We start from the raw sequence: 21,036 nt of genomic DNA, 5'->3' as shown, positions 1-21,036 counted from the left end.
AATTAACAGTAGCTTGCCTCTTTCAAGGCAGGTTGCTGTTCTCTTTGTTTCAACTCCTCATATTCATTTAAAAGGTGATCAAGCCTTACGCTCATATATACAACTTCTTTAGAAGTTAACGAGTGTAACTTGGCTAGACGCTGCATTTCTAACCTACAAGCCTCTATTTCCTTTAACATGAGTTTATTCTTCATCCATCTGAGTCCTCCCATGCAGTATTTGCCAGTTAGCAACCTATAACCTAAAATTACTGTCTATAAACATATTTTTTTAAAAAAATATAATTATTTTTGAAACCCTGGGGTGCATCTATCCGTAAAGGATATTGACCGCAACTATAGCGGAGGTATAAGCAAATGGAATCCATGATCAAACAGAAAATTAGAGAGGTTAAAAAAGGCGACCAATCATCCTTTGAAGATGTTGTGTCTTTTTACCAGAATAAAGTTTTTCATATATGCTTTCGTATGATTGGCAACGCCTATGAAGCAGAAGATCTTGCACAAGAAGCCTTTATCCGTGCATATACCAACATCCATACGTTTGATGAAAAACGTAAATTCTCGACCTGGCTGTATCGTATAGCGACGAATTTAACGATCGACCGTATACGAAAGAAAAAACCGGACTACTATCTTGACGCTGAAGTGAAAGGTACGGAAGGTCTTGATATGTATTCCCAGCTTGCGGCTGATCAAGCGTTACCGGAAGAAGAGGTAGAGAGCCTGGAGCTTCAAACCTATATTCACCGGGAGATCCTTGCCTTACCACCAAAATACCGCAGTGTAATTGTACTCAGGTATCTCGATGAACTTTCGCTGCAGGAAATCGCAGAAGTTTTAGATATTCCCGTAGGTACAGTCAAGACAAGAGTTCATCGCGGCAGGGAAGCGTTACGCAAAAGGCTTCGTCATGTGTAAAGGAGTTGAGAGGGAATGAAATGCAACCAAGAAGCGGTTGGCTTAATGCATAAATATCTGGATGGCGACTTAAATAAAGAAGAAGAGAGACGACTGCGCGACCACTTACAATCCTGCCCATCCTGCCAAAATCATTTTCATGAGTTAAAACGTTCGATTACATTAGTGAAAAATGCCGGACCGGTTACCGCTCCAAGTAATTTCACAGCTAATGTAATGGCAAATCTTCCAAAAGAGAAAAAACGAAAAAACTATACTCGCTGGCTTCAAAGGCACCCACTGATTACTGCTGCTGCCGTTTTTTTCATATTAATGTTCGGAGGGATTTTTTCCGAGTGGAACCAGGACCAGCAAGTAACGGTATCTAAGCAGAAGAATTTAGTGATTCAGGATAATACAGTAATCGTGCCTGACGGAGTTACGGTGGATGGGGATTTAGTTGTTCGAAATGGAGATTTAAAAATTGAAGGTAAAATTGATGGAGATATCACCATTATCAACGGAGATATTCTTACAGATAAACATGATGAATTTTATCAGGACAGCGGACATTACCAGGCTTACGTAAGTGGTGAAGTAAATGAAGTGAACCAGGTTTTTGAGTGGATCTGGTATAACGCGAAAAATACGGTGAAAGATATCTTTTCTTTCGGGACTAATTAACAAAGACTCCTGCATGTTTTTACGCAGCAGTCTTTTTTTTTTGAAGAATAAAGTGAATCTGGTCGCAGATAGATGAAGGGGAAAGGTTCCAATAGTCATATGAAAACTTGCCAGCGGAGTCTTTATCCTTAATTCAGGTTTTCTAATATTCGTAAAAATGGAAGTGTGATATAATGAGACCGGCTTAACTTTTGCCACAGGTTAGTGGAATTAGGATTTCCATGTCCTTTTCGTAATTTTCAATTAAAGGAAGTGTAGGCATGCTTGATGGGGGACGTGATTTTTTAGATTATCTATTAATTGCTATTGATATTGCCCTTGTCTGGTTTGTTTTATATAAATTAATGATGCTGATTCAAGGTACAAAGGCGGTCCAGTTGTTAAAAGGAATCTTTGTGGTCCTTGGGATCTATCTGTTAAGTAATTTATTTGGACTAACCACACTTAGATGGCTGATGTCGCAAGCACTCACCTGGGGTTTTCTCGGGATTATTATTTTGTTTCAGCCTGAGCTTAGAAGAGCGCTGGAGCAGCTGGGAAGAGGCAGTTTTTTCAGTCGGAATACCCCTGAGGAAGAAGACATTGAAAAGTCGATCCAGGCAATTATTAAATCGTGTAATTATATGGCCAAACGAAGAATCGGGGCCTTAATCACTATAGAACGGGAAACTGGGATGGGAGATTATGTGGAAACAGGTATTGGTATAGGGGGTAATCTTACCAGTGAATTACTGACCAATATTTTTATCCCGAACACGCCGCTCCATGATGGAGCCGTTATACTTAAAGACAATCAAATTATTGCGGCAGCTTGTTACCTGCCCTTATCGGAAAGCCCTTTTATCTCAAAAGAGTTAGGAACCCGCCACAGGGCAGCTATGGGAATAAGCGAAGTTACTGATGCTTTGACTATCGTCGTATCTGAAGAAACCGGTGGAATTTCTTGTACAAAAAATGGTGAGCTTCATCGGAATTTAGACCAAGAGAAGCTGGAAGAAATCCTGCGTAACGAGCTTGATATCTCTCTTAAAGTTTCCTCGGGAAAATCATGGGGATGGAGGGGGAATAAGGATGGATAAATTATTAAAGAGTCCATGGTTTATCCGGATTATCTCATTAATATTGGCTGTCCTCCTTTGGGTGTCTGTGAATTTAGAGAATAACAACCAGCCGGATTCCCAGTCTTTATGGTTCAATGATAATTCTTCAGAAACTCAAGTCATGAACAATATTCCATTAGATGTTGAATTTGACAGCGATCAATATGTCGTCAGCGGGCTGCCTCAAGACGTCAGCGTAACGGTTCAGGGGCCAAAGAGTGTCATTGCTCCAGTTGTAAGACAAAAGAATTTTACAGTGTACGTTGATCTAAATGGACTTAAACCAGGGACCCATAATGTCCCTGTTCAACATACAGGCATATCCAACAGAATTACCACAACAATTGAGCCCAAAACGGTAGACGTTACCATTGAGAAAAAAATAAGCAAAGAATTTCAAGTTGGTGTAGACTACATTAATGGAAGCCAGATCAGCAATGATTTTGATTTGGGAGAAGCTGAGATGAGTCCTGAAAAAGTCACCGTTACAGGAGCAGAATCTGTAATGGATAAAGTGGAAGTAGTAAAAGCTATTGTGAACATAACCAATACGGAAGACTCTGTAGAAAAAATGGAAGCTCCCGTAAAGGTTTATGATGGTCAGGGGAACGAATTGAATGTGCTCGTCGATCCTCCATCAGTGGATGTAAATGTACCAGTAAGCAAACCGAAAAAGAAAGTTCCAATTGAACTTAAACCTGAAGGAGGCGCTCCTGAAGGAGTAGTGGTCAATTCTATGACTCCTCAGATTGAGGAAGTAACAATTTATGGTCCTCATGATGTGATTGATTCAATAAATGAAATCACTGATATTCCTATCGACATATCGAAAATCAATAAAGACCAAACTGTAGAAGTGACCATACCTAAACCTGAAGGAGTGACTTCCATTAATCCAGAGAAGGTTAAGGTTGATATCGATGTCGAGAATTCAGAAGAAAACCAATCGTAATGAGAAGGTATAGACTGGAACAGAACTACAAATAGGGGAAGATAGGAAAGAGAGGTCAAGTATAATGGGAAAATATTTTGGTACGGATGGTGTCCGAGGGATTGCCAACAAAGAATTAACACCTGAACTGGCTTTTAAGCTGGGGCGTTACGGAGGCTATGTCCTTACGAAGAATGTAAATAAGCCCAAGATTTTAATTGGTCGTGACACGCGTATTTCAGGAGAAATGCTGGAGGGTGCGTTATATGCAGGGCTTTTATCCATAGGAGCTGAAGTTATGCGTCTTGGCGTGATTTCTACTCCAGGGGTGGCTTACTTGACAAAGGCTCTTGAAGCAGAGGCTGGAATCATGATCTCTGCTTCTCATAATCCTGTTGAAGATAACGGGATAAAGTTCTTTGGTCCTGATGGGTTTAAATTGACAGATCAACAGGAAGAAGAAGTGGAAGCACTCATTGATGCGGAGGAGGATAAACTTCTTCGTCCGGCAGGAGCTGATCTCGGCCAAATCAATGATTATTTTGAAGGCGGACAGAAATACATTCAGCATTTGAAACAAACGGTTGACTATGATTTTGAAGGTCTTCATATTGCTTTGGATTGTGCCCATGGCGCAACTTCCTCCTTAGCTTCCCATTTATTCGCAGATCTGGAGGCGGATATTTCGTCCATAGGTTCTTCTCCCGACGGACTCAATATTAATAAAGGAGTAGGTTCCACCCATCCAGAAGCCCTTCAAGAGCTAGTGAAGGAAAAAGGCGCAGATATTGGACTTGCGTTCGATGGAGATGGAGACCGCCTGATTGCGGTTGATGAAAAAGGCGAAATTGTAGATGGCGACCAGATCATGTACATATGCGCTAAACATATGAATCAGCATGGAACCTTGAATCATTCTACAGTCGTTTCAACAGTAATGAGTAACTTAGGCTTTTATAAAGCCATTGAAGCTGAAGGAATGAAAAGTGATAAAACCGCAGTAGGCGACCGTTATGTGATGGAAGAAATGCGCAGAGGCGGATATAATTTAGGCGGGGAACAATCCGGTCATATTATCTTCCTTGACCACAACACGACAGGGGACGGAATGCTTTCAGCTCTGCAGCTTGTCAATGTGATGAAAGAAACAGGTAAACCATTATCTGAACTTGCAGGAGAAATGAGGAAGTTCCCTCAGGTGTTAAAAAACGTACGCGTAACCGATAAACAAGAGGTACAAACCCATCCGCGTATTCAAGATACCATTCAACAGGTTGAAGAAGAGATGGGAGACAGCGGCCGTGTTCTAGTACGCCCTTCTGGTACAGAACCGCTTGTTCGAATTATGGTGGAAGCTCCGACCGCAGAAGAGTGTGAAACCTATGTCGACCGGGTGGTACAAGTAGTCCAGGAAGAGTTAGGCATGGTGGAATAAATGAGGTGCGCAGGCTACACAGCGATGTGAGCCTGCGCATACTATATTACAGCTCAATAACATTTTTATGAAACAGGCAAATTTAGGATTGACCAGATGAAATAAATTCAGATAAAATGAAAGATGTGCTTGAAAAACCTGCCTGTTACGTTTAAGATTAATGAAATCAGGAAAGGTAATTCAAGAGATGTGATTTTGGAATGGAAAAGGAGGATCGTGGTTTAGCAGGATCTAAAAGCGCCAGGACTGTGTGATGTACACAGTTGACGAGGAGGAGGTTCATCGACTGTTTCGGCGGATGCCTCCCGGTTGTCCCACTTCAATCGTTAGTTCTGCAGAGAAAACATAGAGGCGACTCTTTGTACAAAACTTCAGAACAAAGTGTAAAAGGTTAAAAATAACGGGAAAGGGCAGACGATGCCCCGTTTTATCCATAAAGAGGCTTCGGCTTTTTCCTTTGGCATTCTTTTGCTGCCTGGCTGACTGAATCACTCAGTCTGCGCTTCGCGGTACGGAACCGAAGTTAAAGCTGCCAAATTATGAAGAATGGGTGTTGCTCTGCCCTTTTCTCTGAAGAGAATATGAGGAGGACAACACAATGTGTGGAATAGTAGGATATATTGGGCAAAAGGATACAAAAGAAATTTTATTAACAGGTCTTGAGAAATTGGAATATCGCGGATATGATTCGGCTGGAATCGCTACGTTAAATGACGATGGAGTCACCGTTTCTAAAGTAAAAGGACGTATAGCCGCTTTGCGTAAAGCCGTTGACCCGTCTGTATCGGCAACGATGGGAATCGGCCACACGCGCTGGGCAACTCACGGTGCACCAAGTGAAGAAAATGCGCACCCGCACCAAAGTGCATCAGAACGATTTACAATCGTTCACAACGGTGTTATTGAGAACTACATGGATATTCGTGACGAATATCTGGATGGGGTTTCTTTAAAGAGTGAGACGGATACCGAGATTGTAGTACAGCTGATCGAAGTCCTTTTTAATGAAATGAAGGATGTAGAAGCGGCTTTTCGTAAGGCTGTGCAGCTATTGACGGGATCCTATGCTCTTGCTCTTATTGATCGTGAAGATGCAGAGAAAATTTATGTAGCTAAAAATAAGAGTCCGCTGCTCGTTGGTCTCGGAGAAGACTTTAATGTAGTAGCCAGTGATTCTATGGCAGCACTTCATGTCACCGATCAGTTCCTGGAGCTGATGGATAAAGAGACGGTTATTTTAACGCGCAGTGCCGTTAAAATTCACAATACGAATGGTGATGTTGTGGAACGTGAGCCGTTTACAGCTGAACTTGATTCTACAGATATTGAAAAAGGAACGTATCCTCATTTCATGCTGAAGGAAATCGACGAGCAGCCGTTTGTCATCCGTAGAATTATTCAAAAGTATCAGGATGAAAAAGATCAAATTAAACTGGATCCGAAAGTCCGCCAGGCGATGAAAGATTGTGACCGCATCTATATCATTGCTGCAGGTACCAGCTATCACGCGGGACTATTAGGAAAGCAGTTTATTGAAAGATTAGCCCAAATTCCAGTGGAAGTTCATGTGGCCAGTGAGTTTTCTTATAACATGCCGCTTCTATCTGAAAAGCCTTTATTTATCTATATCTCTCAAAGCGGCGAAACAGCAGACAGCCGTTCAGTACTTGTGCAAACAAAGAAATTAGGTCATCCTGCACTAACAATCACAAATGTGCCAGGATCCACCCTTTCCCGGGAAGCAGACTATACGCTCCATTTACATGCAGGACCAGAAATCGCAGTAGCTTCTACAAAAGCGTACACTGCGCAAATGGCTGTACTCGCCATCCTGGCGGTAGATACAGCGCGTGCAAAGGGCTTAGTCTTGATTTTGACCCTATGCAGGAGCTTGCCATTGTAGCGAATGCCATGGAGGCTCTAACCGACCAGAAAGAAGAGCTTGAGAAGCTTGCCAGCGATTACTTGACGATCACGCGCAACTGCTTCTTTATAGGGCGCGGTAATGACTATTATGTTGGTCTTGAAGGTTCTTTGAAACTAAAAGAAATCTCCTATATCCAGGCAGAAGGTTTTGCTGGAGGAGAATTGAAACATGGGACAATTGCTTTAATAGAAGAAGGTACTCCTGTTGTAGCTCTTGCCACACAGGAAAATGTTAATTATTCCATCCGAGGTAATGTCCAGGAAGTGGAAGCACGAGGGGCGCATAGTATGATTATCAGTATGAAGGGATTAGACAAAGAAGGTGATGCGTTTGTAATTCCGCAAGTTCATGAATTACTGACGCCATTGGTTTCAGTGATCCCCATGCAGCTGATTTCTTATTACGCGGCACTTCATCGTGACTGTGACGTGGATAAACCTAGAAATTTGGCAAAGAGTGTGACGGTAGAATAAGGGTTAATATAAGCATTTTATGAAGGGTTCAGAAAAGAAATGGAAGACGAACTCTGAATTCTTCATCAGGAGGCCTCTAACTTGGACACAGTCTGTTAGAGGCTTTCTTTGCTCTCTATTTGGTTAATCTTACTTATGATTCAAAAGAAGCAGTTCATAAGTGTAAAAATCTAAGAAAAAGGTAATAGCAATTATAGAAGGTTTTTATAGAAATTTGGCGATTAATTTTCTCTGAAAACCTGTTGAATTTCCAAGGTAGGTCTTATATTATAAGAAAGAGTTTCAAGCTACAGGCTCTTATTTCCGTAAAGGAGTGACTCTATGTTAAAAGAATCAGATTTCCCTACAGATGAATTAAAAGAGCAATGGATTAAAGTCCGCAACAAAAAGCTGGAAGAGATGGCACAATATATTCAAAGGTATTTCCATCTTACTAAAGTGAGAGAAAACGATCGAAGCTATGAAGTTCAGGGCTATGTTTATCAACCTGGGTACGGGGAGATAAGGATGGCATTTGAATTCACTTATGAGAATGTGGCTAAGCTAACAGATCTTTTCGATGAGGCCATTGAATAACTTAATGGAGTGATCATCAATCAATAGAGGAACGAACGCTTAAGAGGGCGCAAAGCAGGAACTGGCTTAGCGCCCTCTTCTTCTTTAATTTTTAATACCTTGAAAAGCGGTTGTCCTCCATAGCTTAGTGGAGTTTCTGTTCAATCAATTCATGCAATGAAACTTCCAATTCGTTCTCAGGCTGATCCAGTGGGTAAATTCTAACCTTTTCTGTTTTTTCATCTACGTGTTGAATATAGACAGGCGCCTCGTTGTAAGTAACAGCGGCCATAACAGGAGAAGCAGCTATTTCCTGGGCCCGTTGCATCTTCATAGAAATCCTCCTTGCGTCGTAATAGTTCTACTATTTGTTATCCCACGTAATTTATACTTTTTTCCTATATGTGAAAAAACAGTAGGAATTCAAGCTTGAATGAGCAGCTGTGCTGAACCTTATTACCTAAAATGGTAGCGTTTTCCTAGTCCTTGAGGTTCATCCTGGTCCGAGGTAACCTGAAAAAGTAATACGTGCTGCTGATTTTATCGGATTCAGTTCGATTTGCGCAAAAGTAGGCCGAACGATATAATACGGATGGTTAAATATACATAAAATTCTAAATCTTTAGGAGGTTAAATTGATGAAGAAAGAACGCTACATACTTATTGTGCTATCCTTCATTTTTACCTTTGTACTTGCGGCGTGTTCAGGAGGAGATAGTGAATCCACTTCCTCAGACAGCAGTAAGGAGCAGAGTGGAGAGTCAAAAGAGCAAGTGCTTCATCTAACAGATTCTGCTGAAATACCCACAATGGATTCGTCCATGACGATTGATGCCCTGGCAGCTCAGTGGCTTGGTTCCACAAAAGATGGTTTATATAGACTAGGAAAGAATGGGGAACCTGAACCCGGCATTGCCAAAAAACACGACGTCAGTGATGATGGATTAACATGGACTTTCCATTTAAGAGAGGATGCCGTCTGGTCGAATGGTGATCCTGTCACCGCCCACGATTTTGTCTTCGCCTGGCAGCGGGCGATTGATCCTGATACAGGTTCAGAATATGGTCCATATATGATGGATGGCGTCATTAAAAATGCCGAATCAATTTCCCAAGGGGACAAGTCGGTAGATCAGCTCGGAGTCAAAGCTGTCGATGATTATACGTTTGAAGTTCAATTGGAAAAGCCCATTCCCTATTTTGAATCAATGACGACCTTTGGCACCTTCCTGCCTATGAATAAGAAATTTGTTGAGGAGAAAGGTGAGCAGTATGCGATGGATGCAGATAAGCTGTTAGCCAACGGTCCGTTTAAGATGACAGAATGGAATCATGGAGAAGGCTGGACACTTGAAAAAAATCCAGACTACTGGGATGCGGATAAGGTGAAATTGGACAAAATCAATGTCAAGGTGGTCAAGGATACCGCTTCAGCCGTGAATTTATACGAAACCGATGAAACGGACCGGGTAAATTTGTCCTCTGAGTTTGTCGATGAATACCGGTCCTCTGATGAATTTAAGGTAGAAGAAGAGCCAACGGTTTTCTTTTTAAAAATGAATCAGAAGAACAAGCTGCTTTCTAATCTCAATGCCCGTAAAGCGGTCCAAATGGTGATTGATCGACAAAGCATGGCCGATGTTATTTTAAACAATGGTTCTCTCCCGATCGGAGGTTACGTGCCGGGAAATTTTGTGAAACATCCAGAAACAGACAAAGATTTTCGAGAGATCAATGGGAAGCTTGTAGAGTATGACCTGGACAAGGCACAAGAGCTTTGGTCTAAAGCGAAGGAAGAAACCGGCGTCGATACCGTAGAGCTCCGTTACTTAGGCGGGGATACAGAGGTCGCAAAAAACCTCGATGCTTATATTAAAGATCAGCTTGAACAACTGGACGGGTTAAGCATTAAAGTAGAAAGCGTTCCTTTCAAAGTCCGGCTGGAACGTGATTCGAAAATGGATTATGACATCGAAAATTATGGATGGGGACCAGATTATATTGATCCGAATACTTTCCTTAATTTATGGGTCACGGACGGAGGAAACAATAAAACCGGCTATTCCAATGAAGAGTATGATCAGTTGATTAAAAAGGCAGGCAGTGAATTAGCACAGAAACCTGTTGAACGATTCGAAACCTTTTTGAAAGCTGAGAAAAAGCTAGTTCAAGACGATGCAGTGATTGCGCCTCTCTACCAGCGCGCAAAAGCACAGCTTTGGAAGCCTTATGTCAAAGGGGTTACCGCAAATCCAATGGGTCCTGATTACACATACAAATATGCTTATATTGAAGGAAATGAATAGCATTAAGCGGATGTCAGTATCTTTTAGATGCTGACATTTTTTTATGAATCAATTTCAGTTGATTTTCATTTTAGGCTGCTATAGTCGAAGAAAGAGTTGAGAATGGAGGGTAAATATATGAAAAAAAGAAAGACAGTGAAGTGGTTTACAGGTATAACAGCTGCTGTGACAGCAGCATCTTTTATTGGGTTCGTTCAAAACCATAATGTGGTAGGACAAAGTACTCCCGAATCAGGGTTTGAGCAGCAAAAATCTCAAGACTCCATTCCTTTTGGAGATGGGGATGACGGTGATGAATTCAATAATGGAGACCCAAATGGCATGTTTGAACAAGAAGAAGATCGAGGTTTTCAAGGGATGGAGCCATCGGACAGGAGAACGGGACACTCATGAGCAGGCGAATGGAATTTCCTTGCATGGGGACAGTTTTCAGCATCGAAGCTGATAATCCAGAAGCATTGGAAAAGTGGTTTCACCGTGCTGAAGCAAAATATTCACGGTTTATCAAAAGTAGTGAGGTTTCTCATCTAAATGATCAAACCGTGTCCAATACATGGTTGGACGTTTCAGAAGAATTTTATTTCATTTTAAAAGAGATGGACAAGTATAAAAGTCTTACCCAGTCATTGTTCAACCCTTACTTAGGAGCCCATATCAAAGCATTGGGGTATGAGCATTCCTTTTCCAGAATTAAAAACAGCTCTTTTCAGCCTTATACACCTTTTGTCCATGGGGAATCAATCCTTTTCCACCCCAGTCAACCAAAAGTAAAGAAAATAGCGAACATGGAAATTGATCCAGGCGGATTCGTAAAAGGCTGGAGTGCTGATCAAGGGTTTTTACTGGCTCAAGGGGAAGAGTGTGTTATTAATGCAGGCGGTGACATGCGTTTTCGTTTTCTTAAACCACAGGTCATCGGGATCACAAATCCGTTCGATTTCGAAACAGATATTGCCCGGATCACTTTGCAGGCTGGAGCTTTAGCAACTTCCAGCGTAAAGTACAGGCGCTGGAAAACTTTAGACGGTGAGAAACATCATCTATTAAATGGACAAACCGGGAAAAATCCAGTTTCTGACGTAGTACAGACGACAGTGTTCGCACCTTCAGCACCAGAAGCCGAGGTGTTCGCGAAAGTACTATGTATGATGAATGCCACAGAAAGTATGGAATGGTTAAAAAAACATAGACCTGCTCTAGCCTGCATCCTTATAGCGAATGACTATTCTATTTTTACCAGTGATACTATAGACAACTATTGTGAAGGAGTGGAAACCGCATGGACATCACAACCTGGGAATGGACAAGAATTTCAGGGCTGACTTCGTTTTGTTTATTGTTTTTCTCCATTTTTGCAGGCTTGCTTCATCGCAGCTCATTCATAGCTCAGAAATGGAAAAGCTATTTGTATCCCTTTCATCAATATGCGGGCTGGATTGGCTTTTTAGTGATTATTTTTCACGCCACGATTTTACTCTTTGATCACTATGTAAGCTATCATTGGTATGAAGTCTTCATTCCCTTTATGTCCAAAAGCCATAGGTTATTAAATGGAATAGGTACGACAGGGTTGTATGGTGTCTTCCTCATTTTACTTTCATCCGATATGATGAAGAGAGTGGGGCGGTCCATTTGGAAGAAAATCCATCTTTTTGCACTGCCTGCCTATTTATTAGCGCTTGTCCATGGACTATTTCTTGGTTCGGATCACACTTCAAGCTCCATAATAGGGATGTACATTGTAACGTCCTTGCTTCTAGTAGCAGCTTTTATTATGAAAAGAAGAAGCTTTGTCTTACCACAAAAGGGGAGTCATGCAGTAAAGGAAGGTTGATCGATCATGAATTTGTTACTGGCAGAAGACGACCAGAAGCTAGGCCGGCTTCTCGTTCATATGTTAAGAAAAGAATTTCATCAAGTAGATTGGGTTACAGACGGCCAATCCGCTTATGATTATGCGGTTTCCCAGATGTATGATGTACTTATTTTAGATTGGATGATGCCTGAAATGACTGGACGAGAAGTCTGTGCGTCGCTTAGAAAAGCAGGCTGTAGTTCACCGATTCTTATGCTGACAGCACGGGATAGTGTCGATGATAGTGTATTAGGACTTGATTCAGGTGCGGATGATTATGTCGTGAAACCCTGTGAATTTGAAGCGTTATTTGCCAGGATTCGCGCGCTTTCGAGAAGAACTGCCAAATGGAATGAGGATACGGTCGCCATTGGCCCGCTTTTATTAAATAAAACAGCACATTCATTACAAGTAAATGGTGAACCCCTCCCGCTTACATTTAAAGAGTATCAGCTGATGGAGCTGTTAATGACAAATGCGGGGAGAGTACTTACAAGAGAGCAGTTAATTCAAAGAATTTGGGGGCTGGATGCTGATGTTACGGATAATAACCTTGATGCACTCATTAAACTGACACGGAAAAAATTACGAACTTTAGAATCGGAGCAATTAATTAAAAGCGTACGGAATGTAGGGTATCAATTCGGATGAACCCTATTATAAAAAAGACCAAGCAGCGGCTCATGTGGTTATTTGCGCTTTTAACTATGCTCTTCCTGTTTTTATTTGTTGTAATCGCTTATATTACAGTTTCCCGCTCAGTTCTAAGCGATCAAAAAGAGAAAGTAAAGGAAATGGTTTCAGATGAATCGATCGCCCACGTCCTTCATGAAAGGGAAGAGCCTCGTGAACGAGTGATGAATGGAAATGCGATGCTGTTTGTCACTAAGGATGGTGAGGTTATTCAGCAGCGTGGTCAAAACATTGAACCTTTAATCAATGAATGGATGCCTTCTTCCTTGGAAATTAAAGAAATGGACGGTACAAACGGGGAATTCCTGATTGCTGCAAAACCAATTGGTGAAGCAGGTTATGCTTACGGAGGGGTCAACATTTCCCAGCAAAAGGATGTTTTGAAACGCTTGTTTATAGTTTTAGTGTTATTGACGCTAGTGTTTACTGGTGTTTCCATGCTGCTTGCCTTTTTTATTTCTGGTCGAGCGATACAGCCAATCATCCGTTCCACAAAACGACAACGAGAATTTGTTAACGATGCTTCTCATGAGTTGAGGACGCCTCTTAGTATTTTATCTGCAGGCTTTGAAGTTCTCGAGTCGGAAAATAAGGAGCAATTAACTCCATTTTCTAAAGATACTCTTCAAGACATGGAGGGGGAAGTTAAACGCATGACAGCTTTAGTTAATGATTTGTTATTTTTAGCACGTTCCGACTCAGGAAAACTTCCTATGAATAAGCAGACATTTAATCTGTCAGAACTTGTTATTCAGTCGGTCCGTTCATTCTCAAGAGTAGCGGACGAAAATAAGGTGAACATAACGACAGATGTACAACAAGACGTGCTGTTTTATGGTGACGAAACTAAAATTCAACAACTGTTATATGTATTTTTGGACAATGGTGTGAAGTATAATCAAGCAGGTGGAAGCATTAAAGTTGAATTAAATACCTCTAATAAAAATTTGACGCTTAAAGTGATCGATACAGGAATTGGGATTGCCGTAGAGCATCGGAGCAAAATATTTGAACGATTTTATCGCGTAGACAAAGCCCGGGCAAGAGAAAAAGGAAGCAATGGCATAGGCTTATCCATCGCTGCTTTTATTGTAAAAGCGCATGAAGGGATTATTCAGGTGGAAAGCGAAGAGGGGGAAGGAACGTGTTTTACACTGATTTTTCCGGATACTTGAGAAATCGTCAAAGGAACTAAATTTATAATCCTTTAACAGCTAATTAATTAGTAAATAAGTCAGCAGAAAAAAGATTGCTCCGTTAATCTGTTCCAAAAGACTTGTGAATATTGACGGAGTTTGTCAATGGTAAGTATAATGAAGGTACATCGAAGTCCGGCATCTTTGTTACTTATCCCGCTTCATCTCGAAATTAGACATTTTCTAAGCATACAAAAAGGAGGAGTAAGCAATGGATCAGAAGCCGAACAACCAAGGCTCATCGAATCCTTCTTCAACCGGCTTGGAGGAAAACATCGGCGGGCTGCTTGCCTATCTATTAGGGTTTGTTACAGGGATTGTCTTTTTAATCATTGAAAAAAAGAATGAGACGATTCGTTTTCACGCTTGGCAGTCGACCATTGTTTTTGGTGGACTTGCATTAGTTACGATCGTGTTAAACTTCATCCCTGTGATTGGGTTTTTATGGAATCTGATTATCGGCCCACTGAATTTAATTTTATGGATTGTACTTATGGTCATGGCTTATCAAGGCAAGCGGTATCACTTACCGGTTTGCGGTGATCTCGCAGACCAGCAGCTTAGAAAAATGGGTTGACATAGAGGGTGAGCAATAATCAATGGCTCACCCTATTTTTTGAGTTGACAAAATACCTTGTGGGGTATATTATATTCTCATGTTGTTTTTAAAAAAGAGCTCTTTGATGAGCATTTGATAAATATGCTATTCAGAAAGGAGGACCAGTGATGAATTATGATCCTAGAGTGAAAAACCGTATGAAACGAATTGAAGGCCAGGTGAAAGGCCTGATGAAAATGATGGAGGAAGAGAAAGACTGCCGGGATGTCATTACTCAAATGAGTGCTGTCAGAAGTGCGCTTGATCGAGCAGCGGCTGTTATCGTAAGCGCCAATTTAGAAAGGTGCATCAGGGAAGAGCAGGAATCTGACCAAAGCTCTGAGGAATTGATCCAGGAAGCGGTGAATTTGCTGGTGAAAAGCCGTTAAATCAACCGGGTTGACAAACTAGCAAATGTCTTTTAAGCTTCTATTGGAATCTTAGATTTGCGATGCGTTTTTATTTTTTTATTCATTTGAATACCCATACACGTATATGTATATACGGTGAAAGGAGAATATTTATGTCAGAAACGAAAAAGACAACCATTGTTTTATTCAGTGGGGATTACGACAAAGCTATGGCAGCGTACATTATTGCGAATGGGGCCGCAGCTTACGATCATGAAGTAACAATTTTTCATACCTTCTGGGGTTTGAATGCGTTACGCAAAGATGCACAGACGCCGGTGAAAAAAGGTTTTATGGAAAAAATGTTTGGTAAAATGATGCCTCGTGGAGCAGATAAGATGGGCTTATCCAAAATGAACTATTTAGGCATGGGTCCTAAAATGATAAAAAATGTTATGAAAAAACACAACGCCATGCCACTTCCTCAATTAGTGGAGATGGCTCAGGAGCAGGATGTAAAACTCATCGCCTGCACAATGACAATGGACTTACTAGGCCTGCAGAAAGAAGAACTGCTGGAGGAAATAGAGTACGCAGGAGTCGCCGCTTATATTGGCGATGCTGAAGATGGAAATGTGAACTTATTTATATAAAAAACAAATGTTTATACCCTTACACGTATAGGAATATCAGTATTGTAATACCCCTTAGGGAATAGGAGGATTTACTATGAAAGAGATTACTGCAACTGAACTAGCTGAAAATTTAAAAAAGGAGAACATCAGCGTTATTGACGTTCGCGAAGATGAAGAGGTTGCCCAAGGGAAAATCCCAGGAGCGCGCCATATTCCATTAGGACAGATTACGGAGAGATTAAACGAGCTGGACAAATCTAAGCCTCATTATATGGTGTGCAGATCCGGTGGACGCAGCAGCCAGGCTTGCGCTTTTTTAAGCTCCCAGGGCTTTGATGTGATTAATATGGAAGGCGGAATGCTCGCCTGGACAGACGAGACTGAATAATAAGGAGGAAGACTATGAGTATTAAAGCTAACGAAATTTTGGATGCGAAAGGGCTTGCCTGCCCCATGCCGATCGTGAAAACGAAAAAAGCGTTGAAAGACTTAGCTCCCGGGCAGGTAATAGAAGTTCAAGCTACCGATAAAGGCTCTACAGCAGATATTAAAGCCTGGGCACAGAGTACTGGACATCAGTATCTCGGGACCGTTGAAGAAGGAGAAGTGCTTCACCACTACTTGCGTAAAGCAAATGAAGAGGAAACAAAGGAAGAAACGAAGCATGACGATGTCATCGGACTTGAGGAATTTCAAAAAAAGGTGGAGGACGGAGAAGCGGTCTCGATTGTCGACGTACGTGAACCTGCAGAGTATGCGTTTGGGCATATCCCTGGGTCTGTGAACATTCCGCTTGGGGAGTTTGATGACCGTTTAGAAGAAATCAATAAGGATTCAGATGTGTATCTCATTTGCAGAACAGGCAGCCGAAGTGATTTAGCGGCACAAAAACTAAGCAGTAAAGGTTATGAACAAGTAAAGAATGTCGTACCTGGCATGTCCGAATGGCAAGGACCAACTGAACAGACTAATCAATGACATTCTAAAAGGAGGATCGGAAATGGCAATGAAAAATATTTCACCAGCCGAACTGGCTGAAAAAATCGTTCATAATGAAAAAACGATTATTTTAGACGTACGAAACGAAGATGAATTTAAAGATTGGAAAATTGAAGGCGCGCAGGTAGAGTCTTATAACGAGCCGTATTTTAATTTGCTCGATGGAGTAGAGGAATTGGAAGACCGACTTCCAAAGGATGAAGAGATTGTGGTCGTATGTGCCAAAGGCGGATCCTCCCAAATGGTAGGCGAAATGCTTGCTGAAGCAGAATTTAAGCACGTGTATTCATTGGATGGCGGTATGAAAGCGTGGAGTGAACACTTAGAGCCGGTGAAAGTCGCTGACTTAACAGGTGGAGGTTCCCTCTACCAATTTGTCCGTTTAGGCAAAGGCTGCCTCTCTTATATGATTGCATCTAATGGAGAAGCGGCGGTGGTGGATGCCGCCCGCATGACAGAGGTGTATGAAAACTTTGCTGAAGACATCGGGGTCACCATTACTCACACTGTCGATACGCATTTACATGCTGACCATATTTCCGGCGGACTGAAGCTTGCTGAGCAGGCAAATGGTACGTACCATCTGCCTCCAAAAGATGCAGAGGAAGTCACTTTCCAGTATGAACCACTTACGGAAGGCCATGACCTTGTAGTCGGTAAGACAACGGTTAAAGTCCAGCCTGTCTATTCACCTGGGCACACGATTGGAAGTACTTCTCTTATTATCGATGATCGTTACTTGCTCACGGGGGATATTCTATTCGTGGAATCCATCGGGCGTCCGGATTTAGCGGGTAAAGCAGAAGACTGGGTAAGCGATCTCCGTGAAACGCTGTACAGCCGTTATAAAGAGCTTTCAAACGAGCTAATCGTTCTCCCTGCACACTTTTCCTTTGTCCAGGAACTCGGCAAAGGTGGTCTTGTATCTGCACGCTTAGGCGACCTCTATCAAAAGAACGCCGGACTAAATGTGGATGATGAGCATGAATTTAGAAAAATGGTGACAGACCAGCTGCCGCCGCAGCCGAATGCGTATCAAGAAATCCGTAAAACAAATATGGGAAAAATCACTCCGGAACAAGAAGAACAGCGCGAGATGGAAATTGGTCCAAACCGCTGTGCCGTTCACGGATAAAACGAATCATAAAGGAGCGTTATTATGCAAGTAAGTAAAGTATTAGATGCAAAAGGCTTGGCTTGCCCAATGCCAATCGTAAAAACAAAGAAAGCCATGGGAGAGATTGAATCAGGAGAGGTTCTGGAAATCCATGCTACCGATAAAGGAGCAAAAAGCGACCTGACTGCATGGGCGAAATCAGGAGGACACACACTCCTTGACAGCACGGAAGAAGACGGAGTCCTGAAATTCTGGATGGAAAAAGCAAAATAATCTGAGAGAGGGGCTCGATCATTGAGCCCCTTCATAAAGGGTGTAAAAAGATGGACCTAGCACTTATACTCACTATTTTTATACTTGGGTTTATCGGTTCCCTTTTGTCCGGAATGCTCGGCATCGGCGGGGCTATTATTAATTATCCCATGCTTCTGTATGTGCCGGTGATGCTTGGTTTTAACGGGTACAGCTCTTATGAAGTATCTGGAATTGTAGCTGTGCAGGTTTTCTTTGCCACACTGACCGGGGTTTGGGCTTATCGTAAAGGGGGCTATCTCAACAAAGACTTGATCATCATTATGGGGGCGTCTGTTTTAGCAGGAAGCTTTATTGGAGGATTTGGTTCCCATTATCTTTCTGAAGCAGCCATTAATTTCGTCTATGGAGTCCTTGCCCTTATTGCCGCCGTTATGATGCTTATCCCGAAAAAACAAGTGGCTGGAAACGCTGCAGAACAGCTTAGCTTTAATAAGCCGCTTGCTGCAGGATTAACCTTTGCCGTAGGAATTGCTGCAGGCATCGTCGGAGCTGGCGGGGCATTTCTGCTCGTGCCCATTATGCTCGTCATTCTGAGAATACCGACGAGGATAACCATTGCTACTTCGCTTGCCGTAACCTTTATCTCTTCGATCGGTGCGACTGCAGGCAAAGTGTTTACAGGGCAGGTTCCATTTACTCCCGCACTTATAGTGGTTGCTGCGAGCTTAATCGCTGCTCCATTAGGCGCTCATTTTGGCAAAAAAATGAACACAAAAGTGCTGCAATGGATTTTAGTCGTTTTAATCTTAGGAACAGCCATTAAAATCTGGGTGGATATTTTAAGCTGAAAAGGAAGTGGATCGTATGGGAACAATCATCATGTGGGTAGTTATCATCGCTTTCGTGTGGTTGATGATCCGGCAGTTTATGCCGGTGAAAGGCATGGATAACATCACCGCTTCACAAGCTAAAGCACGGACGAATGAAAAAGATGTGCAGTTTGTGGATGTGCGTACGCCTCATGAATACAAAGCCAATCACAGCAAAAAATTCAAGAACATTCCTTTAGGAGAACTGCCTAAGCGTATGAATGATCTGGATAAAAATAAAGAAGTTGTAGTCATCTGTCAAAGTGGAATGAGAAGTGCCAAAGCAGCTAAGCTTTTGAAAAAACAGGGCTTTGAGAAGGTGACGAACATCAAGGGCGGCATGAACGCCTGGTGATCAAGAAGCTTGCAGATATGCCCTGCAAGCTTCTTTGGCAGCTTTTATGATGTTCGAGTAAAAAGAAGAATAGATCGCATGGTTTTTCAAGAATTTCATACAGTTATTCTTAATAAGTCCAAGCACTTTTTCATAATTACGCACCCAAATCAAGAATTATCTAACGAACCCTGTTTACGTACTCTTTAAAAAAAGACTCAAGCGATTGGTCTCCATATCTAGGAGCGAGCAGCTCGGTTGTCATCACGTTTAAAAAAAACATCCCTAGTGCGTAATAGGAGGGGCTGATCCTCTTAATCAGCCGCACGAGTTTTTTAAGAATAGAAGCGGGCAGCGGAGTGATCTTAGACTTCTTTCCGGCTGTCTGGAAGGCGAGCTCAGCAATTTCCCGATGAGAATAAGCGTCCGGTCCCCCTACCTCCAGGGTGACTTTCGTTCTAGACAGGGCATTCACGCAGTAATGAGCCAGATCCTCGCCATGAATCGGGTTGATCGATTCGCTGCCTTTTCCAATCAAGTAAACACGTCCTTTCAAAGCCATTTTTAAGTACTCCGCCATGTCAGAATAGTAGCCGGTTGGTTTAATAACAGCATAAGGAACAGCAGATTCGGTCAATTGATCGACAAACCTCTGCTTAGCTTCCGTTGCAGGGCCTTCAATCTTCTCTCCCCGGAATACATGAATATACATAAAGTTTTTCACGTGCGCTATTTCTGCTTCCTTTAATAAATTCAAATTTCCTTGATAATCCACATCCATAAAAGACAGCTTCCCGCTGGGTTTTGTGATCCCCACGGAAGTAAATACGTAGTCCATTCCTTTACAACAGTCTTTAAGAGCAGCTGCATCCGTAATATCCGCTTTAAAAACTTCATCTGCGTCCTGGTCAATCGCAGGTTCAAGATGCTCTCCTTGCTGCTTCATTTTTTCAGGGCTGCGGACGAGAACACGGACGTAATAGCCTTGTTCTTTTAAAGCTTTGACCACATAGCGCCCGAGATAACCAGTTGCTCCAGCTACCAACACTTTTTCCATTCACAATCACTCCTGGCTTTATCATCTCTCTTTACTTATTATTTCGACTTTTATGTAAGAATATAAACGTAAAAAGAGAATACACAAAGGAAGTGCATTCTCTAAAGTTATCCATTTTTCGATGGAATTAATGCCGCCCTGACGATCAAGCGGTGCGTAGGATGCTCAGCTGTATTACAAGTAATCAATGTAATCACCGGTTTTGTATAGGATTGAGATAATACAGATCTATCATTCGGCTTGACTAAAAAAGTATCTGTTACCTTATAAGTTAGTTTCTTATGCGTCAGAGTAACGGTAAGCACGTCGCCTTTTTTTACCTCACTTAGACGGTTAAAAAGTTTGCCAGATTGATAGGAGTGGTGCCCGGCAAGAGCGGCATTCCCTTTTTCTCCAAGTGAAGCGGTGTTTGTCAGATGTCCGACGCCATACTTGAGATTTTGGCTGGTGGCCCCTTCAAGAATGGGCTGTTTTACCTCAATACTGGGTATTTCTAAAATGCCGAGTACATAAGAGCTTGAAGGCGAAGAGACGGATATGGAAGAATCCCCTTCCTCTAATACCTGTTGCAAGGCTTGAAAGCTGTCTTTTGTCATGGAACCAGGAGGGGGAGGAGAGTTTCCGTTTTCAAACTGTTCCATCAACTGGTTCTTTTTATACGAGGCATAATAATTTTCTGCACTAGGAAAGATGAGTATGCCAATCCCCGCTAACATAATCAATAGAGCCAGCCATTTCATACAGCTACCACCTCTGTAAAAAAGCAAA

General features: G+C 42.1%; 25 protein-coding genes and 1 pseudogene. 22 read left to right on the top strand and 4 right to left on the bottom strand.

The window, feature by feature from the left end; genetic code table 11:
- Positions 1 to 2: 2 nt before the first annotated feature.
- Positions 3 to 194 carry an aspartyl-phosphate phosphatase Spo0E family protein gene (locus tag MUN89_RS00790; protein WP_244710632.1) on the bottom strand — a complete coding sequence of 64 codons (192 nt, stop codon included), beginning with the start codon at positions 192 to 194 and terminating at the stop codon, positions 3 to 5.
- A 162-nt stretch (positions 195 to 356) separates the two neighbouring features.
- Here MUN89_RS00790 and sigW point away from each other — a divergent pair, with 162 nt between their 5' ends.
- From sigW to MUN89_RS00755, 7 genes and pseudogenes are all read left to right on the top strand, one after another.
- Positions 357 to 920 carry an RNA polymerase sigma factor SigW gene (gene sigW / locus MUN89_RS00785; RefSeq protein ID WP_244710630.1) on the top strand — a complete coding sequence of 188 codons (564 nt, stop codon included), beginning with the start codon at positions 357 to 359 and terminating at the stop codon, positions 918 to 920.
- A 15-nt stretch (positions 921 to 935) separates the two neighbouring features.
- Positions 936 to 1,583 (top strand): anti-sigma factor family protein, encoded by a 648-nt coding sequence (locus MUN89_RS00780; RefSeq protein ID WP_244710628.1) that lies wholly within the window; start codon positions 936 to 938, stop codon positions 1,581 to 1,583.
- 260 nt (positions 1,584 to 1,843) lie between these two features.
- Complete coding sequence (gene cdaA / locus MUN89_RS00775) at positions 1,844 to 2,662, top strand: diadenylate cyclase CdaA (RefSeq protein ID WP_244710626.1); 819 nt, start codon at positions 1,844 to 1,846, stop codon at positions 2,660 to 2,662.
- On the top strand, positions 2,655 to 3,635 hold the full coding sequence (locus tag MUN89_RS00770; RefSeq protein ID WP_244710624.1) for a CdaR family protein: 981 nt from the start codon (positions 2,655 to 2,657) through the stop codon (positions 3,633 to 3,635). Before cdaA ends, MUN89_RS00770 begins: the two co-directional genes overlap by 8 nt.
- A gap of 64 nt (positions 3,636 to 3,699) precedes the next feature.
- Positions 3,700 to 5,049 (top strand): phosphoglucosamine mutase, encoded by a 1,350-nt coding sequence (glmM, locus tag MUN89_RS00765; RefSeq protein ID WP_244710622.1) that lies wholly within the window; start codon positions 3,700 to 3,702, stop codon positions 5,047 to 5,049.
- A gap of 598 nt (positions 5,050 to 5,647) precedes the next feature.
- Positions 5,648 to 7,449: pseudogene (gene glmS, locus MUN89_RS00760) on the top strand (glutamine--fructose-6-phosphate transaminase (isomerizing)).
- Between the two features lie 321 nt (positions 7,450 to 7,770).
- Positions 7,771 to 8,025: a hypothetical protein gene (locus MUN89_RS00755; RefSeq protein ID WP_244710620.1), complete on the top strand. Its 255-nt coding sequence runs from the start codon at positions 7,771 to 7,773 to the stop codon at positions 8,023 to 8,025.
- 124 nt (positions 8,026 to 8,149) lie between these two features.
- Here the strand turns inward: MUN89_RS00755 and MUN89_RS00750 are convergent, their stop codons facing one another.
- Entirely contained in the window at positions 8,150 to 8,338 is a 189-nt protein-coding gene (locus MUN89_RS00750; RefSeq protein ID WP_244710618.1) for an H-type small acid-soluble spore protein, read from the bottom strand.
- Positions 8,339 to 8,642: 304 nt separating this feature from the next.
- Between MUN89_RS00750 and MUN89_RS00745 the strand changes: the two genes are divergently transcribed.
- The 15 genes from MUN89_RS00745 (at position 8,643) to MUN89_RS00675 (ending at position 19,232) form a co-directional block, all read left to right on the top strand.
- A complete protein-coding gene (locus MUN89_RS00745) occupies positions 8,643 to 10,310 on the top strand; it encodes a peptide ABC transporter substrate-binding protein (RefSeq protein WP_244710616.1) in 1,668 nt (555 codons plus the stop codon).
- Between the two features lie 117 nt (positions 10,311 to 10,427).
- The gene (locus MUN89_RS00740) at positions 10,428 to 10,703 is read left to right on the top strand and encodes a hypothetical protein (protein WP_244710614.1); all 276 of its coding nucleotides are present in this window, start codon (positions 10,428 to 10,430) and stop codon (positions 10,701 to 10,703) included.
- Positions 10,700 to 11,632, top strand: coding sequence for an FAD:protein FMN transferase (locus MUN89_RS00735; protein ID WP_244710612.1), 933 nt, complete (start codon positions 10,700 to 10,702; stop codon positions 11,630 to 11,632). The genes MUN89_RS00740 and MUN89_RS00735 overlap by 4 nt, the downstream gene beginning before the upstream one ends.
- Entirely contained in the window at positions 11,590 to 12,144 is a 555-nt protein-coding gene (locus tag MUN89_RS00730) for a ferric reductase-like transmembrane domain-containing protein (protein ID WP_244710610.1), read from the top strand. Before MUN89_RS00735 ends, MUN89_RS00730 begins: the two co-directional genes overlap by 43 nt.
- A gap of 6 nt (positions 12,145 to 12,150) precedes the next feature.
- Complete coding sequence (locus MUN89_RS00725; RefSeq protein WP_244710608.1) at positions 12,151 to 12,816, top strand: response regulator transcription factor; 666 nt, start codon at positions 12,151 to 12,153, stop codon at positions 12,814 to 12,816.
- The gene (locus MUN89_RS00720) at positions 12,813 to 14,033 is read left to right on the top strand and encodes a sensor histidine kinase (RefSeq protein WP_244710606.1); all 1,221 of its coding nucleotides are present in this window, start codon (positions 12,813 to 12,815) and stop codon (positions 14,031 to 14,033) included. The genes MUN89_RS00725 and MUN89_RS00720 overlap by 4 nt, the downstream gene beginning before the upstream one ends.
- A gap of 232 nt (positions 14,034 to 14,265) precedes the next feature.
- Positions 14,266 to 14,631 (top strand): DUF4870 domain-containing protein, encoded by a 366-nt coding sequence (locus tag MUN89_RS00715; RefSeq protein WP_244710604.1) that lies wholly within the window; start codon positions 14,266 to 14,268, stop codon positions 14,629 to 14,631.
- A 149-nt stretch (positions 14,632 to 14,780) separates the two neighbouring features.
- The gene (locus tag MUN89_RS00710; RefSeq protein WP_244710603.1) at positions 14,781 to 15,041 is read left to right on the top strand and encodes a metal-sensitive transcriptional regulator; all 261 of its coding nucleotides are present in this window, start codon (positions 14,781 to 14,783) and stop codon (positions 15,039 to 15,041) included.
- A gap of 134 nt (positions 15,042 to 15,175) precedes the next feature.
- Complete coding sequence (locus tag MUN89_RS00705) at positions 15,176 to 15,655, top strand: DsrE/DsrF/DrsH-like family protein (protein ID WP_244710601.1); 480 nt, start codon at positions 15,176 to 15,178, stop codon at positions 15,653 to 15,655.
- A gap of 76 nt (positions 15,656 to 15,731) precedes the next feature.
- The gene (locus tag MUN89_RS00700; protein WP_244710599.1) at positions 15,732 to 16,025 is read left to right on the top strand and encodes a rhodanese-like domain-containing protein; all 294 of its coding nucleotides are present in this window, start codon (positions 15,732 to 15,734) and stop codon (positions 16,023 to 16,025) included.
- 14 nt (positions 16,026 to 16,039) lie between these two features.
- Positions 16,040 to 16,615: a sulfurtransferase TusA family protein gene (locus MUN89_RS00695; protein WP_244710597.1), complete on the top strand. Its 576-nt coding sequence runs from the start codon at positions 16,040 to 16,042 to the stop codon at positions 16,613 to 16,615.
- Positions 16,616 to 16,637: 22 nt separating this feature from the next.
- Entirely contained in the window at positions 16,638 to 17,771 is a 1,134-nt protein-coding gene (locus tag MUN89_RS00690; protein ID WP_244710595.1) for an MBL fold metallo-hydrolase, read from the top strand.
- Positions 17,772 to 17,795: 24 nt separating this feature from the next.
- On the top strand, positions 17,796 to 18,026 hold the full coding sequence (locus MUN89_RS00685; RefSeq protein ID WP_244710593.1) for a sulfurtransferase TusA family protein: 231 nt from the start codon (positions 17,796 to 17,798) through the stop codon (positions 18,024 to 18,026).
- 50 nt (positions 18,027 to 18,076) lie between these two features.
- Positions 18,077 to 18,856 (top strand): sulfite exporter TauE/SafE family protein, encoded by a 780-nt coding sequence (locus tag MUN89_RS00680; protein ID WP_244710592.1) that lies wholly within the window; start codon positions 18,077 to 18,079, stop codon positions 18,854 to 18,856.
- Between the two features lie 79 nt (positions 18,857 to 18,935).
- The gene (locus MUN89_RS00675) at positions 18,936 to 19,232 is read left to right on the top strand and encodes a rhodanese-like domain-containing protein (RefSeq protein ID WP_396266093.1); all 297 of its coding nucleotides are present in this window, start codon (positions 18,936 to 18,938) and stop codon (positions 19,230 to 19,232) included.
- A 160-nt stretch (positions 19,233 to 19,392) separates the two neighbouring features.
- On the opposite strand, the gene MUN89_RS00670 is transcribed toward MUN89_RS00675, so the two are convergent.
- Positions 19,393 to 20,268 carry an SDR family oxidoreductase gene (locus MUN89_RS00670; protein ID WP_244710588.1) on the bottom strand — a complete coding sequence of 292 codons (876 nt, stop codon included), beginning with the start codon at positions 20,266 to 20,268 and terminating at the stop codon, positions 19,393 to 19,395.
- Positions 20,269 to 20,375: 107 nt separating this feature from the next.
- The gene (locus MUN89_RS00665; protein WP_244710586.1) at positions 20,376 to 21,008 is read right to left on the bottom strand and encodes a class D sortase; all 633 of its coding nucleotides are present in this window, start codon (positions 21,006 to 21,008) and stop codon (positions 20,376 to 20,378) included.
- Between the last annotated feature and the right edge of the window lie 28 nt (positions 21,009 to 21,036).

It is taken from the genome of Halobacillus salinarum (genome assembly GCF_022919095.1).
Classification (GTDB): domain Bacteria; phylum Bacillota; class Bacilli; order Bacillales; family Halobacillaceae; genus Halobacillus_B; species Halobacillus_B salinarum.
Note: the sequence above shows the minus strand (reverse complement) of the source record. Positions and strands in the feature narration are given on the sequence as shown.

Coding starts and splice junctions, on each gene's coding strand:
- MUN89_RS00790 (WP_244710632.1), bottom strand. CDS start 194: ATGAAGAATAAACTCATGTTAAAGGAAATAGAGGCTTGTAGGTTAGAA.
- sigW (WP_244710630.1), top strand. CDS start 357: ATGGAATCCATGATCAAACAGAAAATTAGAGAGGTTAAAAAAGGCGAC.
- MUN89_RS00780 (WP_244710628.1), top strand. CDS start 936: ATGAAATGCAACCAAGAAGCGGTTGGCTTAATGCATAAATATCTGGAT.
- cdaA (WP_244710626.1), top strand. CDS start 1,844: ATGCTTGATGGGGGACGTGATTTTTTAGATTATCTATTAATTGCTATT.
- MUN89_RS00770 (WP_244710624.1), top strand. CDS start 2,655: ATGGATAAATTATTAAAGAGTCCATGGTTTATCCGGATTATCTCATTA.
- glmM (WP_244710622.1), top strand. CDS start 3,700: ATGGGAAAATATTTTGGTACGGATGGTGTCCGAGGGATTGCCAACAAA.
- MUN89_RS00755 (WP_244710620.1), top strand. CDS start 7,771: ATGTTAAAAGAATCAGATTTCCCTACAGATGAATTAAAAGAGCAATGG.
- MUN89_RS00750 (WP_244710618.1), bottom strand. CDS start 8,338: ATGAAGATGCAACGGGCCCAGGAAATAGCTGCTTCTCCTGTTATGGCC.
- MUN89_RS00745 (WP_244710616.1), top strand. CDS start 8,643: ATGAAGAAAGAACGCTACATACTTATTGTGCTATCCTTCATTTTTACC.
- MUN89_RS00740 (WP_244710614.1), top strand. CDS start 10,428: ATGAAAAAAAGAAAGACAGTGAAGTGGTTTACAGGTATAACAGCTGCT.
- MUN89_RS00735 (WP_244710612.1), top strand. CDS start 10,700: ATGAGCAGGCGAATGGAATTTCCTTGCATGGGGACAGTTTTCAGCATC.
- MUN89_RS00730 (WP_244710610.1), top strand. CDS start 11,590: ATGGACATCACAACCTGGGAATGGACAAGAATTTCAGGGCTGACTTCG.
- MUN89_RS00725 (WP_244710608.1), top strand. CDS start 12,151: ATGAATTTGTTACTGGCAGAAGACGACCAGAAGCTAGGCCGGCTTCTC.
- MUN89_RS00720 (WP_244710606.1), top strand. CDS start 12,813: ATGAACCCTATTATAAAAAAGACCAAGCAGCGGCTCATGTGGTTATTT.
- MUN89_RS00715 (WP_244710604.1), top strand. CDS start 14,266: ATGGATCAGAAGCCGAACAACCAAGGCTCATCGAATCCTTCTTCAACC.
- MUN89_RS00710 (WP_244710603.1), top strand. CDS start 14,781: ATGAATTATGATCCTAGAGTGAAAAACCGTATGAAACGAATTGAAGGC.
- MUN89_RS00705 (WP_244710601.1), top strand. CDS start 15,176: ATGTCAGAAACGAAAAAGACAACCATTGTTTTATTCAGTGGGGATTAC.
- MUN89_RS00700 (WP_244710599.1), top strand. CDS start 15,732: ATGAAAGAGATTACTGCAACTGAACTAGCTGAAAATTTAAAAAAGGAG.
- MUN89_RS00695 (WP_244710597.1), top strand. CDS start 16,040: ATGAGTATTAAAGCTAACGAAATTTTGGATGCGAAAGGGCTTGCCTGC.
- MUN89_RS00690 (WP_244710595.1), top strand. CDS start 16,638: ATGGCAATGAAAAATATTTCACCAGCCGAACTGGCTGAAAAAATCGTT.
- MUN89_RS00685 (WP_244710593.1), top strand. CDS start 17,796: ATGCAAGTAAGTAAAGTATTAGATGCAAAAGGCTTGGCTTGCCCAATG.
- MUN89_RS00680 (WP_244710592.1), top strand. CDS start 18,077: ATGGACCTAGCACTTATACTCACTATTTTTATACTTGGGTTTATCGGT.
- MUN89_RS00675 (WP_396266093.1), top strand. CDS start 18,936: ATGCCGGTGAAAGGCATGGATAACATCACCGCTTCACAAGCTAAAGCA.
- MUN89_RS00670 (WP_244710588.1), bottom strand. CDS start 20,268: ATGGAAAAAGTGTTGGTAGCTGGAGCAACTGGTTATCTCGGGCGCTAT.
- MUN89_RS00665 (WP_244710586.1), bottom strand. CDS start 21,008: ATGAAATGGCTGGCTCTATTGATTATGTTAGCGGGGATTGGCATACTC.